The 16,783-nt window shown below is 64.7% G+C and carries 17 protein-coding genes; 11 read left to right on the top strand and 6 right to left on the bottom strand.

Features of this window, described 5'->3' with window-relative positions; translation table 11 throughout:
• The first annotated feature begins 12 nt into the window (after positions 1-12).
• The 9 genes from gloA to H6935_04120 all read left to right on the top strand — a co-directional run bounded on the left by gloA (position 13) and on the right by H6935_04120 (position 8,049).
• The gene (gene gloA, locus H6935_04160; GenBank protein MCP5277540.1) at positions 13-411 is read left to right on the top strand and encodes a lactoylglutathione lyase; all 399 of its coding nucleotides are present in this window, start codon (positions 13-15) and stop codon (positions 409-411) included.
• Positions 408-1,121, top strand: coding sequence for a leucyl/phenylalanyl-tRNA--protein transferase (locus H6935_04155; protein MCP5277539.1), 714 nt, complete (start codon positions 408-410; stop codon positions 1,119-1,121). The genes gloA and H6935_04155 overlap by 4 nt, the downstream gene beginning before the upstream one ends.
• The gene (locus H6935_04150; GenBank protein MCP5277538.1) at positions 1,118-1,861 is read left to right on the top strand and encodes an arginyltransferase; all 744 of its coding nucleotides are present in this window, start codon (positions 1,118-1,120) and stop codon (positions 1,859-1,861) included. The genes H6935_04155 and H6935_04150 overlap by 4 nt, the downstream gene beginning before the upstream one ends.
• Positions 1,854-2,408 (top strand): hypothetical protein, encoded by a 555-nt coding sequence (locus tag H6935_04145; protein MCP5277537.1) that lies wholly within the window; start codon positions 1,854-1,856, stop codon positions 2,406-2,408. Before H6935_04150 ends, H6935_04145 begins: the two co-directional genes overlap by 8 nt.
• A gap of 127 nt (positions 2,409-2,535) precedes the next feature.
• Complete coding sequence (locus H6935_04140) at positions 2,536-3,471, top strand: flagellar brake protein (protein ID MCP5277536.1); 936 nt, start codon at positions 2,536-2,538, stop codon at positions 3,469-3,471.
• 22 nt (positions 3,472-3,493) lie between these two features.
• Positions 3,494-4,288: a thymidylate synthase gene (locus H6935_04135; GenBank protein ID MCP5277535.1), complete on the top strand. Its 795-nt coding sequence runs from the start codon at positions 3,494-3,496 to the stop codon at positions 4,286-4,288.
• Between the two features lie 41 nt (positions 4,289-4,329).
• Positions 4,330-6,042 carry a GGDEF domain-containing protein gene (locus H6935_04130; GenBank protein ID MCP5277534.1) on the top strand — a complete coding sequence of 571 codons (1,713 nt, stop codon included), beginning with the start codon at positions 4,330-4,332 and terminating at the stop codon, positions 6,040-6,042.
• Positions 6,039-7,496, top strand: a complete 1,458-nt coding sequence (locus tag H6935_04125) for an HDOD domain-containing protein (protein ID MCP5277533.1) — start codon at positions 6,039-6,041, stop codon at positions 7,494-7,496. The genes H6935_04130 and H6935_04125 overlap by 4 nt, the downstream gene beginning before the upstream one ends.
• Positions 7,497-7,674: 178 nt before the next feature.
• Positions 7,675-8,049 carry a pentapeptide repeat-containing protein gene (locus tag H6935_04120; GenBank protein MCP5277532.1) on the top strand — a complete coding sequence of 125 codons (375 nt, stop codon included), beginning with the start codon at positions 7,675-7,677 and terminating at the stop codon, positions 8,047-8,049.
• 37 nt (positions 8,050-8,086) lie between these two features.
• Here H6935_04120 and H6935_04115 read toward each other — a convergent pair whose 3' ends face one another.
• A complete protein-coding gene (locus tag H6935_04115; protein MCP5277531.1) occupies positions 8,087-9,199 on the bottom strand; it encodes a polysaccharide pyruvyl transferase family protein in 1,113 nt (370 codons plus the stop codon).
• Between the two features lie 158 nt (positions 9,200-9,357).
• Here H6935_04115 and H6935_04110 point away from each other — a divergent pair, with 158 nt between their 5' ends.
• Together H6935_04110 and H6935_04105 are read left to right on the top strand one after the other, a co-directional pair.
• Entirely contained in the window at positions 9,358-10,800 is a 1,443-nt protein-coding gene (locus H6935_04110; protein MCP5277530.1) for a phosphomannomutase, read from the top strand.
• A 17-nt stretch (positions 10,801-10,817) separates the two neighbouring features.
• Entirely contained in the window at positions 10,818-11,063 is a 246-nt protein-coding gene (locus H6935_04105) for a GIY-YIG nuclease family protein (protein ID MCP5277529.1), read from the top strand.
• Between the two features lie 195 nt (positions 11,064-11,258).
• Here H6935_04105 and H6935_04100 read toward each other — a convergent pair whose 3' ends face one another.
• The 5 genes from H6935_04100 to H6935_04080 all read right to left on the bottom strand — a co-directional run bounded on the left by H6935_04100 (position 11,259) and on the right by H6935_04080 (position 16,781).
• Entirely contained in the window at positions 11,259-11,594 is a 336-nt protein-coding gene (locus tag H6935_04100; GenBank protein ID MCP5277528.1) for a M48 family metallopeptidase, read from the bottom strand.
• A gap of 158 nt (positions 11,595-11,752) precedes the next feature.
• The gene (locus H6935_04095; protein MCP5277527.1) at positions 11,753-14,671 is read right to left on the bottom strand and encodes an HsdR family type I site-specific deoxyribonuclease; all 2,919 of its coding nucleotides are present in this window, start codon (positions 14,669-14,671) and stop codon (positions 11,753-11,755) included.
• A gap of 10 nt (positions 14,672-14,681) precedes the next feature.
• Entirely contained in the window at positions 14,682-15,989 is a 1,308-nt protein-coding gene (locus tag H6935_04090) for a type II toxin-antitoxin system HipA family toxin (GenBank protein MCP5277526.1), read from the bottom strand.
• On the bottom strand, positions 15,986-16,336 hold the full coding sequence (locus tag H6935_04085; GenBank protein MCP5277525.1) for a helix-turn-helix domain-containing protein: 351 nt from the start codon (positions 16,334-16,336) through the stop codon (positions 15,986-15,988). The genes H6935_04090 and H6935_04085 overlap by 4 nt, the downstream gene beginning before the upstream one ends.
• A gap of 79 nt (positions 16,337-16,415) precedes the next feature.
• Positions 16,416-16,781, bottom strand: a complete 366-nt coding sequence (locus H6935_04080) for a hypothetical protein (GenBank protein ID MCP5277524.1) — start codon at positions 16,779-16,781, stop codon at positions 16,416-16,418.
• Between the last annotated feature and the right edge of the window lie 2 nt (positions 16,782-16,783).

Below are 16,783 nucleotides of genomic sequence, written 5' to 3'. Positions count from 1 at the left end.
GGAGACGCACCCATGCGCATGCTGCACACCATGCTGCGGGTCGGTGACCTGGAGCGGTCCATCGATTTCTACACCCAGGTACTGGGCATGCGGCTGCTGCGCCGCAAGGACTACCCCGATGGCAAGTTCACCCTGGCCTTCGTGGGCTACGGCGGCGAGGTGGACCACTCCGTGCTTGAACTCACCTACAACTGGGGCGTGGACAGGTACGATCTGGGCACCGGCTTCGGCCACATCGCCATCGAGGTGGACGATGCCTACCGGGCCTGCGACGCGGTGACGGCCAGAGGCGGCAAGGTGACCCGGCCGGCGGGGCCCATGAAGCACGGCACCACGGTCATCGCCTTCGTGGAGGACCCGGACGGCTACAAGATCGAGTTCATCCAGAAGGGCACCCAGGGGCGCGCGTGATCCCATGGTTGCGGCGCGACGATCCCTTCCCGCCGGTGGAGACCGCCCTGGCGGACCCCAGCGGCCTGCTGGCGGCGGGGGCGGACCTCTCCCTGCCCAGGCTGCTGGCCGCCTACCGGCGCGGCATCTTTCCCTGGTTCAACCCGGGGGAACCTATCCTCTGGTGGTCCCCCGACCCCCGCATGGTCCTGTTCCCGGCGGAATTCAAGTGCGCCCGCTCCCTCAAGAAAAGGCTGGTTCGTGCCGATTACGAGGTGAGGGTGGACACGGTCTTCACCCGGGTCATGCAGGCCTGCGCCGCGCCCCGCGAGGGGCAGCGGGGCACCTGGATCAACCCCGGCATGGTGGCGGCCTACACCGCGTTGCATGAGGCGGGCTATGCGCATTCCTTCGAGACATGGATGGCGGGCGAGGCGGGCCCGGAACTGGTCGGCGGGCTCTACGGCGTGGCCCTGGGCTCGGTGTTCTTCGGAGAATCCATGTTCACCCGTCGCACCGACGCCTCCAAGATCGCCCTGGCCCACCTGGTGGCGGAACTGGTCGCCCGGGACTTCCGACTCATCGATTGCCAGATGAGCACCTCCCATCTGGCCTCCCTGGGGGCCCGGGAAATTCCCCGCCGGGAATTCGCCGCCCTGCTGGACCGCTACGCCGTGCTGGACGACCGGCCGGGCAGGTGGACGCCCATGGTCAGGAAGGGGCTGGCGTGAGCACCCTCAGGGAACTTCCCATCTTCCGCCTGCAGTTCTACCTGACGGCACCCTATCCCTGCAGCTACCTTCCGGAACGTCTGGCGCGTTCCCAGGTGGCGGCCCCCGGCAGCCTGGTGGACACCACGGTCTACAGCGAACTGGTGCGCCTGGGCTTTCGCCGCAGCGGCCAGCATGTGTATCGCCCCCGCTGCGACAGTTGCTCGGCCTGCACGCCGGTGCGCATATCCGTGCAGGATTTCATCCCCAACCGTTCCCAGCGACGTTGCCTTCAGCGCAATGCCGACGTGGTCCTGCGCCTGCGCCCCCTGGTATTCGAGGAGGCCCATTACCGCCTCTACCGGCGCTACCAGCAGGACCGCCACGCCGGCGGCGGCATGGACCAGGACGATCGGGAGCAGTACCGCGGCTTCCTGCTGCAAAGTCGTGTGGACAGCGCCCTGGCGGAGTTCACCCTGGATGGGGAGGTGATCATGGTGTCCCTGGTGGACCGGTTGCTGGACGGCCTTTCCGCCGTGTACACGTTCTTCGATCCCGCCCTGGCGCACCGGGGCCTGGGCGTTTACGGCATATTGAGCCAGGTGAAGATGACCCGGGAAATGGGGCTGGCCAACCTCTACCTGGGCTACTGGATCGAAGGCTGCCGCAAGATGGCCTACAAGCAGGCCTACCGGCCCCTGGAAATGCTGGTGGAAGGCCGCTGGCGGCCCATGGATTCGAAAGCGGAGAAAAATGGCTGAACTGCCCGACGCCGTGCAGCAGGTGCTCAGCATGCATGCACCCTTCATCCACGCCGTGGTGAACGCCCTGCGGGACAGGAGCCAGGTGCCCCAACTCATGGAGACCCTGGACACGGCGGAAAAGCAGGGCTGGCCCCGGCTGGTGGCCGCCCTGCGCCTGGTCATCGGTGGCAAGCGGGACGAGAGCGTCAAGCTGGGCCTGGATGAAGAGGACCGCATCATAGTGGATGCCGTGCTGCGTGGCATCGACAACCCGGCCACCCTGCCAGACCTGAACAGGAAGCCCGATGGCGCTGCCGCCGCACCGGGCCTTGCCGCCCTCATCGCAGCCGCCCGCCGGGGAGATGCCCAGGCCCTGGCGGCCCTGGCCAACATGGCGGAGCAGATGCTGAGGGCCGGGGGCGACATGGCCCGCCTGGGCGGCATCATGCGCCGCCTGGTGAACGGCGAGAGTGACGCCGATGTACTGACCCGGGGCATGGGTGCCCTGGGGCGGCAACTGGTGCTGGGGATACTCGACGAGCTGGGCAGGACCAGCCTCCAGTGACTGGCCTTGGACATGCCCAAGGCACAGCCAAGGGATGCGGGACGCTACGCTAGGGGCCCATGGCGCCTACAATGCGGGCCTGGGCAAGGCAGGGTGAAGGACAAGACAAGGCGCTCAGCAAGGAGACATGGAAGTGGATGAAGACGGTTTTTTGTTGCCCGTGCGCAAGACCGACATCGAAGTCGGCAAGCCCTTGCCCTTCGCAATCTACGATGGGGAGCGCAACCTGCTCCTGAACCGGGGCGTGGTGGTGGCCAGCGAGCACCAGCTGGAGGTGTTGCTGGAGAAGGGGCTTTTCCGCGAACGGGTCCGGGCCAGGCCCACGGCCCTGCGCACGGATAGCCTTTCCTCGGAGTCCGGTGGACCGGGGGATGGGGCGGCCAGTGCCAAGCCCACGGAAGAGACCCTGGATTTCGAGGCCCTCAAGCTCATGCCCGGGGATACCCTGCAGCTTCAGCCCCTGCTGGAGGGCCAGGTAGAACGATGGTCAGTGCGGGTCATCGGCCAGATGAAGCCCAAGAGCCTGCTGGTGAGCGCCCCCATGGTGGACGGCAAGCTCATCTTCATCAAGGACGGCCAGACCTACCTGGTACGCGCCTTCTCCGGCCTCAACGTCTGCGCCTTCAAGGCCAAGGTGCTCAAGTCCCAGCTGCAGCCTTACCCCTACCTGCACCTTTCCTGGCCTGACAGCGTCCAGGCCATGCGCATTCGCAAGGCCATGCGGGCCCCCGCCGCCATCATCGTCGCCGTCCACGACAGCGAGGAAGGACGCCAGACCGGCGCCGGCAAGTTCGTGGACATCAGTGTGGGTGGGGGCAAGCTGATGTCCATGGCCCAGCTGGGACACAAGGAGGACACCCTGTGGCTGTCCTTCAAGGTGAAGCTGGGGGACATGGAGGAATACGTGAAGACCTCCGCCGTCATCCGGACCGTGGGCGAGGAGACGGACGACCAGGGCAAGACCATGAAGGCCTTCGGCGTCCAGTTCGGCGAACTGAGCCAGTCCCAGCGGCTCATCATCATGAACCTGGTGTATCAGTTCGTGCTGAAAGAACCCGCGTAACAACGATCCAGAGAAACCTCCCATGCAGCAATACCTGAACCTACTGCGCCATGTGCTGGACCACGGAACCCGCAAGGCAGACCGCACGGGTACCGGCACCCTCTCCGTGTTCGGCCACCAGATGCGCTTCGACCTTGGCCAGGGCTTTCCCCTGCTCACCACCAAGAAGGTCCATCTCAAGTCCATCATCCATGAACTGCTGTGGTTCCTGCAGGGGGACACCAACACCAGGTACCTGAAGGACAACGGCGTCTCCATCTGGGACGAGTGGGCCGACGAGAACGGCGACCTGGGCCCCATCTATGGCTACCAGTGGCGCAGCTGGCCCGCCCGGGACGGTCGCCACATCGACCAGGTCAGCGAGGTGCTGCACACCATCCGGAACAACCCGGACTCCCGCCGCATCATCGTCTCCGCCTGGAACGTGGGCGAGCTGGAGTACATGAAGCTGCCGCCCTGCCATGCCTTCTTCCAGTTCTACGTGGCGGACGGCAAATTGAGCTGCCAGCTCTACCAGCGCAGCGCCGACATCTTCCTCGGGGTGCCCTTCAACATCGCCAGCTACGCATTGCTCACCATGATGATGGCCCAGGTCACCGGCCTGAAGCCCGGAGACTTCGTGCATACCCTGGGGGATGCCCACATCTACCTGAACCACCTGGACCAGGTGAACCTGCAGTTGAGCCGGGAGCCGCGCTCATTGCCCACCATGGTGCTCAATCCGGAGGTCCGTGACCTGTTCGCCTTCCGCTATGAGGATTTCACCCTGGAGAACTATGACCCCCATCCCGGCATCAAGGCGCCGGTGGCGGTCTAGCCGTGCGTTGAGCGCGGACCCATACCAGCCGGACCCGAACCTTGAACACACTCCCAGTGCCTCCTGATGCGCACAAGGCGCCCACGGGCCACGAGCGCCTGGCGGACCGCCTCGCGGACTTTCTGGCCCGGGTCTCCCCCGAGGGGAGGATCCTGTTCGTGTCCAGGCAGGGCGCGGAGTGGCTAGGCTACGGGGAGCACTTCTTCAACAAGGGCGACGACCTGGCCTCGGTGGTGTTGCCGGAGGACCGGCCACTCCTGGGCCAGGTTCTGGCCCAGCCTCCCGGCGGGGAGCGCCAGGCCCTGACCCTCCGCCTCATTCGCCAGGATGGAAACCGGGTCACCGCCACTTGCCGCGTCCTCACCCTGGTGGCCGCGGGCAAGCACACGGAATTGCTGTTCGCGGCCTGGGACGTGGGTGACGCGCTGGCTGCCAGGTCGGGCGAACCAGAGACACTCCCTTCCGATCCCCTCACCGGCCTGCCCACCCGCGGCCAGCTCCTGCACAGGCTCGCCGAGTTGACGCGGCCAGACCTGCCCCAGCGAAGCGGCTTCGCCCTCATGCACCTGGACCTGGACGGCTTCCAGAAGGTCAACGACGCCCTGGGCCATGGCATGGGTGACCAGTTGCTGGTGGAGACCGCGTCCCGGCTCACCGCCCAGTTGCGCGCTTCCGACCTGGTGGCCAGGTCGGGCAGCGACGATTTCGTCCTTATCCTGGCCGGGCCCCATGACCAGGAGGCCGTGTCCCAGGTGGCCCGCAAGGTCCTCGCCAGCATCCAGCGCCCGTACCACCTGGGGGAGAGGCACCTGCACCTCACCGCCAGCATCGGCATCGCCCTGTACCCGGAACATGCGGGCGATGGGGAACAACTGCTCAAGTACGCGGACATCGCCCTGGCCTCGGCAAAGGCGGGGGGACGCAACCGTTGGCAGTTCTACCGTTCCGGCGGCGGGGAGCGGGCCAGCAGGGAGATTTCCCTGGAGGAGCGGATGTACACGGCCGTCCAAAATGGCGAGTTCGAGATGTACTACCAGCCCATCTGCCGGGCCGCCAGCCGTGAAATGGTCTATGCAGAAGCCCTCATGCGCTGGCATCGCCCGGGCGAGGGGTTCGTTTCTCCCGCGGAATTCATTCCCCTGGCGGAACGCAACGGCCTGATCGGTTTTCTCGGCGCCTGGTCGTTGCGGGCCAGCTGCCACCAGGCCGCGGCCTGGACCAAGGCCTGGGGTCGCCCCATGCACATGTCCGTGAACCTTTCTCCCGTCCAGTTCGGCCACGGCGATGTGGTCACCATGGTGCGTAGTGCCCTGTCGGAATCCGGCCTGCCCGCGAATTGCCTGACCCTGGAAATCACGGAAGGCACCCTGATGCGGGATGCGGAAGAAAGCAAGGTCCTGCTGGAGCGGTTGCGGGAACTGGGTGTGGGCATTTCGGTGGACGACTTTGGCACGGGCTACTCCTCCCTGGCCTATCTCAAGCGTTTCCCCCTATCCACGCTGAAGATCGACCGTTCCTTCGTCGCCGAACTGGACCGGGACGGCAACGACCTGGCCATCGTTTCCGTGATCCTGGGCCTGGCCAGGGAACTGGACCTGGCCGTGGTGGCCGAAGGCGTAGAGACAGAGTCCCAGTTGCAACTGCTGGTGGACAAGGGGTGCAAGCTTGTCCAGGGGTATCTGCTGGGTCGCCCCGTCGCGGCCCAGGAATTGGGCGGCAAGGTGGAGTCAGGAGAGTGGAAGGTATGCACATGACCCGGGACACGGCCGACGTTGCCCAAACGCCGCCGGGCGGTGATGCGGCAGCTGTGACGGCGCGCATCATGCAGCGCATGGGGGAGGGCGGGGGCTTTCCGGCCCTGGACCAGTCCGTGGCCACCATCATGGACGCCCTTGAGCGCAGCGTGGATGACACCACGCCCCTGGTGGACGCCGTCCTGGCCGACGTGTCCCTGACCCAGAAGGTGCTGCGCCTGGCCAACTCCGCCATGTACGCCCCCATTGGCCAGGGCGTGGCCACCGTGTCCCACGCGGTCCAGGTGCTGGGGTATGAAGCCGTGGGCCACCTGGCCCTGGGCGTCAAGCTCATCGGCGCCATGGGGCAGGTGGCCTCCGAGTCCCGGTCCGCGGAAAGGGAATTGGCACATAGCCTGCTGGCGGGTTCGGTGGCCGGCTCGGTGGTTGCCATGGCGGGCATCCGCAACGGCGAGATGGGCATCGTCTGCGCCCTGCTGCACCGCATGGGACGATTGCTGGCGAGTTTTTACATGCCCGATGAGTGGCAGCGCATCCGCCAGGCTGTGGCAAGCGGCGAGGACGAGGATGTGGCGGCTGCACGGATACTGGGCATGACGCTGCAGGACGTGGGCGTCAACGTGGCCCGTCAGTGGCGTCTGCCGGCCAGGATCGTCAACACCATGGCGACGGAAGATGTCGCGGCCGCGGCTCAGGGCGAGGAATGGCTGTTGGCCGTGACCCTGTTCTCTGACCGATCAGCGGATCTGGTCGTTTCCAGCCAGCAGGAAATCTCCGAGGAGCGGCTGACCGTGCTGGCGGCCGAGTTCGGGCCCGCCCTTGGACTGGAAACCGACGAGATGGTCAAGGCGGCCAGGGCCGCCACGGACGAAGCCACGTCGGAACCCATGCTGGCCGCCATTCTGGTGGAGCCCCGACACCCGCCCGTCGCCGCCCAGGCAGCTAAAACCGATCCCCTGGCCAGGCTGAAGGCCGGCGTACAGGATTTGCGCCAGGCCCTGGCCGAGGGGGAGTCCAGCCTGGAGGCCCAGCGCATCGCACTGGAAGTGGCCCTCACCGCTCTGGACCTGGGGCGGGCGGCGGTGTTCGTCCTGGACGCAGGCAAGCAGATCTACCGGGTGACGGCCACCCGCTCCTCCCGCAAGCCCAACCGGCTCGAGGACTTCACCCTGGCGGCCAAGGCCGGCAGCGACCTGGCCCACATCGCCCTGGCCAGGAAGCTGGACATCTACATCGACAATCCCCGGGATCCCAAGATCGCTCCCCACTTCCCCGACTGGGTCCTGGCCTATGGCCTGCACCCATTCTTTCTCCTGCCCATGACCGGAACCGAGGGAAATCCCCTGGGACTGTTCTACGGACAGCAACAGAACGACTCCAAGCTCAGCAAGGAGGCACTCGGACAACTGGCCGTCTTGCGGGACCTGGTGCAGCAGCGCTTGCGAAGCGGTTAGCCGTCTGTACTGTTTTTCCAATCCACCAACCCTTGCCGCCCGAAGGATCAGGCCACGGTTTGTGGGCTGAAATACGCAAGGTAAATTACCTAATTCATAAGTAATAGGAAGCTGGGATCGGGGGAATACACTGCTATACATAAGCCTCGGAATAAACAAACAGAACCGGGGTGGCCACATGCTCAATTCGCGACATTCCCTTGTTTCACCGCTGTTGCTTGGTTTCGCCTGCCACGCCAATGCGGGTTGTTTTGATCCCCCGGAGCCCTTCGTGGACTGGTCCGGCTGCGACAAGCGGGGCCTGGACCTGGCCGGCGCCAACCTGCTGCGGGCAAACCTGGAGCACACCAACCTCCAAGGCACCGACTTGTCCGGGGCCAATCTCCGGGGCGCCTACATGTACAGCACCTATCTCTGGGACGCCAACCTGCGGGGCGCCGACCTGACGGACGCCGAGCTCCAGGGCGCCTACCTGAAGGCGGCCAACTTCGAGGGCGCGGTGTGGGGGGACGGGCGAACCTGCGCCCAGGAAAGCCAGGACGGTTGCAATTAGGGCGTGCACCGGTAGCGCGTCAGCGCAGGCATTAGCCTTATCCGATGAAGGGGTTCAAGGCAGCCATCAGGTTTGCCACGCCCACGCATCGTTCCTCCTGCCGGTCACCCCAGGTAAGGCAGTAGGCCCTCGCCTTGTCCATGGCTCCTGTGGGCTGGCGCACCAGGCTCACGCCGGGCACCCCGAAGGCCCGGGCCACGATGCGACCGTGGAGGCTGGAGCCGCAATAGGCCCGGGCCCGGGAGAGAAGGGCGCAGATGTCCCAAAGGTGCAGTGAGCCGAACATCCGGACCTGGCCGGTTACCATGTGGCCCATGAGGCGACGGTAGACGGCCTCGTCGTCATGCCAGGGGGCCGCCCCCGCCCGGAACAGGCAGATCCCCATGCCGGATGCCCGGACAAGGGCGTCCAGCTGCCCCGCCAGGATGGCCAGGGTGGCATCGTCGCCGAAGTCGGCGCTGAACTGGACGGCGACATATCCATCCGGAAAACGGGCCCTGACGTCTGCGGGCTCGCCCTGATCGGCATGGTGCCCAATGGTGTTCCCAAACCGCTCGGCCACCTGTTCGCCCGGGTCGGGCTCCAGATCGGCGGGGATGCCCCAGCCGGCCAGGTGATGAAGGGTGGCCCGGTCCCTCACGGTGAGCACATCGGCCTCCTTCAAGCGTGCGCGAACTTCCGCCTGGGCGTCCGGGGATAGATCGGGCAGGTTTACCCCGCCCACGGCGCGGTAGCTGAAGCGGCGCGGATTCCGGAACAGGCGCCTGGCAACCATGTAGGCGATGCGCTGGGACAGGCCAAGCCTGGATTCCGCCCAGGACTGGCGAGCTGGAAGGTTCCGGTCGTAACGGGCGATGGCCTCACTGGCCTCCTCCGGGGGCAGCACCATGACGGCGGCTTCATACAGGGAGCAGGTAAGAATTTCTCCCCCCACGTGGCAGAGGTCCGCCGGGCGGTCTCCCCATTCCCGGGCCAAATCCGCGATGGCCTGCACGGCATGGCCGCCCCAGGGCCTCAGGTCCCGCGCTGCCACGCCGGCAAACACCAGCGGACTGTCCTGGTGCGTGGACGCAGCCACGTGGGCCAGGAGCAGATCGCCGAAGTTGTGCCGGTCGAAGGCGCCGAACAGGATGAGGGGCGTATCCGTCATGGGGTTGAACGCTGACCTGTCATGCCGCAGATGTCAGTTCCGCACGGCCGTTCCGAAGGAACTGACCTCCCCCCTCGGGGGGAAGCGAGCAGCGCGAGTCAGGGGGTCGTTTCATCCTAGAATCCACACCCTACGTTTATGCAATCCGGGAGACAAGCATGACCACAACCAAGGATGTGATGGCCGCCGGCGGCGTGGGCTTCGGTACCAGCGGCGCCCGGGGCCTGGTGGCCGACATGACTGATGCAGTGTGCTTCGCCTATGCCCTGGCCTTCCTCCATGCCATCGAAGCAAAGCCCGGCAGCCGGGTGGCCCTGGGCATGGACCTGCGCCCCAGCAGCCCCCGCATCGCCGGGGCCTGCGCCGCCGCCGTCCGCCACGCGGGCCTCACGCCGGACTTCTGCGGCGCCATCCCCACCCCGGCCCTGGCCTTCTACGCCCAGGAACAGGGCATCCCCGCCATCATGGTCACCGGCAGCCACATCCCCTTCGACCGCAACGGCATCAAGTTCTACCGTGCCGAAGGCGAGATCACCAAGGCTGACGAGGCGGCCATCAACGGCGCCGCCCTGCCCATGCCGGACGCGGTCAAAGCCGAGGTCCTGCCGACCGCCAACCCCGCCGCCGCCCGGCTCTACGCAGACCGCTATCTGGCTTTCTTCCCCGACCAGCCCCTGAAGGGCCTGCGCCTGGGTTTCTACCAGCATTCCAGCCTGGCCCGGGACCTCCTCACGGATATCGCCCAGGGCCTGGGCGCCCAGGTGATCCCCCTGGGCCGCACGGACGAGTTCGTGCCCATCGACACCGAGGCGGTGAGCGAGACGGATGCCGCCATGGCGCGCAGCTGGGCGGAGGAGCACAGGTTCGACGCCATCCTCTCCACGGACGGCGACGCTGACCGGCCCCTGCTGGGGGACGAGCAGGGCCACTGGCTGCGGGGCGACATCGTCGGCATCCTCTGCGCCCAATACCTGGGCGCCGGGGCCGTGGCCACCCCCGTGAGCAGCAATACCGCCCTGGAGAAATGCAGCAGCTTCGCCAAGGTCGCCCGCACCCGCATCGGCTCCCCCTACGTCATCGCCGCCATGGAGGCCCTGATGGCCGAGGGTCAAACCGGCGGGGTGGGAGGGGTTGTAGGTTATGAGGCCAACGGCGGCTTCCTGGTGGGCAGCAGGCTCGAAAAGGCGGGGAGGGCGCTGGCGCCCCTGCCCACCCGGGACGCGGTGCTGCCCATCCTGGCCCTGCTGGCCATGGCAAGGGAGCGGGGCGTACCCCTCTCCGCCCTGGCGAAAGACCTGCCGCCCCGCTTCACCGCCAGCGACCGCATCAAGGACTTCGCCACCGAGAAGAGTCGCCAGCTCATCCAGCGTTTGTCCACCTCCCCCGAGGCCATCCAGCAACTCCTGGGCGACCTTTGTGGCGAGCCTGCCAGCCTGGACCAGACGGACGGCCTGCGCATCACCTTCGCCAACGGTGAGATTGTCCACCTGCGCCCCTCGGGCAACGCCCCGGAACTGCGCTGCTATGCCGAGGCCGATAGCCAGGACCGGGCCGCTGTCCTGGCCCAGGCATGCCTTGAGCGGGTGCGGACCGCCCCTTGAGCGCCTGGTTCGTTTACATCCTGCGTTGCGCCGACGGCAGCTTCTATACCGGCATCACCACCGACGTGGAGCGACGCCTGGAGGAACACAACGCCAGCGATCGTCTGGGCGCCCGCTATACCCGCAGCCGCAGGCCCGTCAGCCTGGCCTACTTCGAAGAGGCCCCTAGCCGGGGCGAGGCGACGAAGCGGGAGGCGGCGATACGCAGGCTGGGCAGGGCAGGGAAGGGGGTTCTGTGTGGTGGTGGCCGCTGTGATAAATGACGACCGAAAGGCGGCCTTGATTGAACCCTGGCTGTCCGCGTCTTACGGGTTAACGGCAGCTATAAGGCGTATTCAGATTCGGCAGGATCGAACCTACTGCTGTTCTTCGCTGATCACCCTGAGTTGTCATACGACTGGCTGCTCTGCAATCAGATTCCTGCCTGATGGCCTACGCCAGCGCTCGGCAACAATAATTCAGCACTTACGCTGCGGCGCCCTGGTACCCGCGATCCGCTTCAACTCGCCTTCATGGGCTTCATAGTCGCCCAGGTGCGAGCGCATCAGGCTTTTCCAGAGCTTTCCGTGGTTGGGAACAGAGAAGTGGAGCAGTTCGTGGACGATCACGTAGTCCCATAGCTCGGGCTTCAGGGCAGGCAATTCGTCGCTGAAATTCAAATGGCCGGCAGTGGAACACGAGGCCCATTTGTTGCGCATCGGCCGTACCCCCAGCCAGACGATCTTGACGTCCAGCTTGTCGGCCCAGTGGCGGACGCGCTGTTTGAACTGGCCTTTGTGATCGAGTGCCTTCATCGCGCCAACTTTAATGCAGTCATTTACGTTCAGTCTGCTCCCCTGATGATGAAATCTACCGCCAACCTTCCCTCTCCCCCAGCCCCTCCCCCCGGGGGGGAGGGGTGCGCGGCAGCGCGGGAGAGGGTTAGCCATCTGAGCTTCTGTGGTATTTCACGTTAAATCCGGTCCGCCTTTTCCAGCAGCGTAAACAGTTCTTCCACCAGCGCCGTCACTCGCTCCAGGTCGTCCGTTTCGGCATTGATGGCAAAGGTGACTTTCTTCCGGAGTTCCCGAATTTCCTTTTCGCTGCGCTTCCAGTTCGGAAACTCGGTGAAGGCGTGGCGAATCTTGCGGCTGACCGCCTCGGCGTTCTCAATCTTCGCGTCGAGCAGGCTGCGGTAGACAAAATAGGTCAGGCCATCGAAGGACTTTTCGGCCTGCTCCTTCTTCCGCGTTTCATTGCCTTCTACCTCGCGCAGCAATTCGGCCAGGGCCTCGGCCGTGCTGGTCTGGCGCTGCTCGAAGCTCTCCTGCACCGCCCGCGCGCGCTCCACCATGGCGATGAGGTAAGGATCGTCGCTGTTTTCCTGCGCCAGCTTTTCAATGCTCTTGATCAGGTTGATGACTTTGGTGCCATCCCCGCCGGGCTTGTTCTTGATCAGCTCGATGGTGTTGCCGTCGATCGCGACCATCTCGCCCAACCCGCCCACGCCATAACTGCCGACCTTCTGCTGCACCAGATGGTTGGTCTTGGCCTGAAACTCGCGGTCCACCAACACGGTCCGGGTGTAGGCCTTGCGGACGACCTGATAGATCGCCGTCAAGGTGCCATAGTCGTCAATGAACGGGCGCAGGAAGGCATCGGGCGAGATGATCTCGTAGAGCATCTCGATCTCCTTGTACTCCTTGAAGAACGCCTTGCGCCGCTCGGGGTCGCGGAAATGCTCGATGAGGGTGTCCACATCCTTGTCGTCGAAGTTGCGCTCGATCAGGCCCAGGTAGTCCGGCGCCCTGGACTCCACCTTGTTCTTGAACAGCACCTTCAAGAGCTTCAGGTCCTTGACGATGGCGTTGATCTCGTCGCTGTCGAAGGCCAGCGCCTTTTCCAGCTTGTCGAAGATGCCAACGAAATCCAGCACGAAGCCATGCGGCTTCACCATCTCCTGCGCCTCGTTCTCGTAGGGGCGATTCACCCGGGCGATGGCCTGTAGCAGGGTGTGGTCGCGCATCGGCTTGTCGAGATACATGGCATAGAGCACCGGCGCGTCAAAGCCGGTGAGTAGCTTCTCGGTGACGATGAGGATCTTCGGCATCTGGTCGAGCTTGCCGAAGCTCTTGCGAATCTGCCGCTCCCGCTTCGGATCGAGATGGAATTCCTTCAGCAGCTTGGAATCGTTGTTGCTGCCGGTGTAGACCACTTCGGAATACTCGGGCGGCAAAAACTGATCGAGGGCGTGTTTGTAATGGGCGCAGGCTTCGCGGTCGACGCCGACCAGGAAAGCCTTGTAGCCCAGCGGCTCGACGTTCTGGCGATAGTGTTCCGCGACGAATTGCGCCACTTGCTGAATCCGCTCCTTGCCCTTGAGGAAATTCTTCAGGTTCACCGCCCGTTCGAGAATCTTGTTCAGCTCCTCGATGTCGGCCACGCCTTCGGCTTCGGCCAGCGACAGGAACTCCTTGTCCAGGGTCTCGTGGGGCACCAGCATTTCGTTGGGCGCGAGCTGGTAGTAGAGCGGCAGCGTGGTGCCGTCCTCGATGCTGTCGGCGATGGAATACTTGTGCAGGTAGCCCTGGTCATCCTCGCAGCCGAAGGTCTTGAAGGTGCCCTTGCCGTAGACGGTCTTGTCCACCGGCGTGCCGGTGAAGCCGAGGAAGCTCGCGTTCGGCAGGCCGGCCATGAGGAAGTTGCCGAGGTCGCCGCCGGTGGTGCGGTGGGCTTCGTCGATCAGGACGTAGATGTTCGCGCGCGTGTTCAGGTTCGCCGGCATGTCGCGGAACTTGTGGATCATCGTCACGATGATGCCCCGGTAGTCGTCGCGCAGGAGCTGGTTGAGCCGGGCGATGCTGCTGGCGTGCTCCAGGTTGCCCAGCCCCAGCGCGGCGAGGTTCTTGAGCATCTGATCTTCCAGCTCGTTGCGGTCGATCATCAGCAGCACGGTGGGCTTGTCCGCCCCGGGCGCGCGGAACAGCCGCTCCGCCGCCTTGATCATGGTGAAGGTCTTGCCGCTGCCCTGGGTGTGCCAGACCAGGCCGCGCGTGCGTTTGGGATCGAGGGCGCGGCCGACGGCCGCCTCCACCGCGCCGGTCTGGTGCTGGCGCAGGATGTATTTGTTGAGTTCCTCGTCCTTCTCGGCAAAGACGATGTAGTCCTTCAGAAAGCCGAGCACCTGCGGAATGGCGCAGAAGCCCTTCACCTTGGCTTCTAATTTCCCGACTTCCCCGTCCTTCCAGTTGAAGATGTTCCGCCGCACCGTGTTCCAGCTCACCCCGTAAGAAAAGCCGATGGCATCGGTGGCGGTGAACAACTGTTGCGACACGAACAGCTCGGGCGTCTCGCGGTGATAACGGCGGATCTGGTCCACCCCCAGGGCAATCGCCTCGTCCTTGTTGGCGTTCTTGCACTCGATCACCAGCACGGGGATGCCGTTGATTAGAAAGACCACATCCTCCCGCGTGCCATAGTGGCCGTTGTGAAAGGCCCACTCCTCGGTGACTTCATAAACATTGCGCGCCGGATCGTCGTAATCGATCAGCATCAGGTCGCGCTCGCGCTTCTCCTCGTGGTCGAAGAACTTGCCCCGGTTGCGCAGATGCTCGACGAATTCCCGGTTGCCGTAGATGTCGGCGTGCAGATGGCGGAAAGCCCCAAGCAAGGCGCCCTCGGCCTCGGCGTAGCGCGGATTGAATTCCCGCAGCCTGGCGTCGAGCAGGTCGTCGAAAAAAAGCGAGCGGTTCTTGGCGCGCTCGGCCGGCGGCACGTCCGGATCAAATCCGCGCCGCCGCTCGGCTTCCTCACGGGGCACAAGCGTCCAGCCGATGGCCTCGGCGTAGCCGAGGATGCGGGCCTGGACGGTTTTGTGTTCGCCCGGTTTCATGGATGGGGCTTCATGAGTAGGGTTGCAGATTCAGCGTGCGCTTAATTCTCTCGCGCACGCTTTCAGGCACGCCGGCCGTTTCTGCAAACGAAGGCCATTGCGCCACCGTCGCCTGCACCTCGGCCAAGATCTTCGCGGCGCGCCCCCGTTTCATCGACGCCGCTCTGGCGCAGGCGTTGAAATCCTCCAGGGTGAAATGGTCGCGTTTTCCGTTCATCGTCATCTGATGGCTCGCCGTCCACGCCCCCGAAGGATTGAAGCTGTAGGTCATATCAAAGGCCGGCGACAGCGACCACTCCCCGGCCTTGTTCATCAGGAAGGCGATGTTCTTCACGTGGTCATCCTGATTGCGGGCCACGATGTTGAACGCCATACGCCGGAACAGTTGCTCGATGGACTGCATGGGCAACTGCAATTGCCGCATCGCCAGCAAGGCCTGCTCGTAGCTGTACGCGCCCGCCATGTTGAAATCGTAGTGCGCCAGGGCGCAGAGCGACTGCATATGAAGTTTCTCGCCGCTCGCCAGCCGATCGAAGCGGCGTGTCATGAAATGCGAGCGACCGTTCTCCTGGAACAGCCGGCATTCACTCATCTCGATGCCGCAGTCGAGCGCCATCAGGTAATACGCATACTCGATCAACCCGTAGCCCTTCGGGTCATCCAGTTCCTTGTCCTTGTTGCCGCTGACGCCATCGAATTTCAGCAACCAGTATTCAAAGCCCTTGTCGGCCTGGACCTGGCCCGAGCGCACCTCGTTGGTCTCCGGGTTCCATGCGATCACCGCCTTCGCCCGCGCCCCCCCGGCGGAGGTGCCCACGCGCAGAATGTCCCTCAGCGCCTCTTCCCGGCCTTCCGCCGCGAATGACGCCTGCAAATCATTCCGGTGGGTCAACACCTCCGACGCCAGCTCAACCAGCTTGCTCACTTCGATGTGTGTGGTCTGCTTCGCCCGGGGACCCATGGCGGGGGCAAATTCCAGCGCCCCCATGCCGCGTTCGCCGGTATAGCAAAGCCGCTCGACCGCGTTGAAGGAACCCGGTTGCCGCCCCTGCGTAGCCAGCCAGGCATCGATCAGCGCATTGCCGAATTTGTCCGGCAACGAGTCGGCCAGCAGGCCGGGCAGGCCGTGAAAAGTCGGGCGGGCAAGTGCGGGGAAACGGTACACGCGCTGGGAAAGCGGCATCACCAGCGGCGCGACCTGAATGCCGCTCTGCGCGAAGGCCGCATCGTATTCAAAGCGGGCGACCTCCTCCCCATCCAGCAGCGAGACCGCGCCGATGGTCCTGCCCCACAGCCTGACTTCAGCCAGCGTGCTCATGGCTTCTCATCCCACTGCCAGGGTTTGCCGGTGGCCAGTGCGGCACGTTTACCCGAAGCCCGCTGCCGGACCTTGCCCTTTTGCTTCAACAAATCCATGGGGCTGGGCCCGGACTCCGGGATCAGGCCATCCAGCCCGGAGGCGGCGCCCAGAACCCGCAGCACCCGCACCAGGGTGGACAACTGCGACGTCTGCCCGGCCTCCATCCGCTCCAGGGTGCGCTTGGCGATCCCCGCCTGCTCGGCCACCGCCGCCTGAGTGAGCTGCAACTCCACCCGACGCCCGGCAATCCGCGCGCCCAGTTCGGCGAGCACGGCATCATCGGTGAGCAGGTCGGTGATCTTCATGGTCGTAATTTATTGCGAGTACACGCGAATATCAGCCATATATCGTCAGATACTGCGACATGTAGCCCAATAATCAAGTTTAGTCAAGTCGCCACTTATAGCGAGTTTTTGAGCTTAGTCTTGCTTTGTCGCAATTAATTGCGAAATGTGCGGTCCGATTTATAGGCCTGCCCCGGTTGCTGTAGATGTCGGTGTGCAGATGGCGGAAAGCCCCAAGCAAGGCGCCCTCGGCCACGGCGTAGCGCGGGTTGAATTCACGCAGCTTGGCGTCGAGCAGGTCGTCGAAGAACAGCGAACGGTTTTTGGCGCGGTCGGCGGGCGGCACGCCCGGATCAAACCCGCGCCGCTGCTTGGCTTCCTCGCGGGACACAAACGACCAGCCGATGGCCTCGGCGTAGCCGAGGATGCGGGATTGGACGGTTTGGTGTTCGGAGGGGGTGGGCATGG

The sequence above is a fragment of the Thiobacillus sp. genome (genome assembly GCA_024235835.1).
Taxonomy (GTDB): domain Bacteria; phylum Pseudomonadota; class Gammaproteobacteria; order Burkholderiales; family Thiobacillaceae; genus PFJX01.
This window is presented reverse-complemented; position numbering and strand designations above follow the sequence as displayed.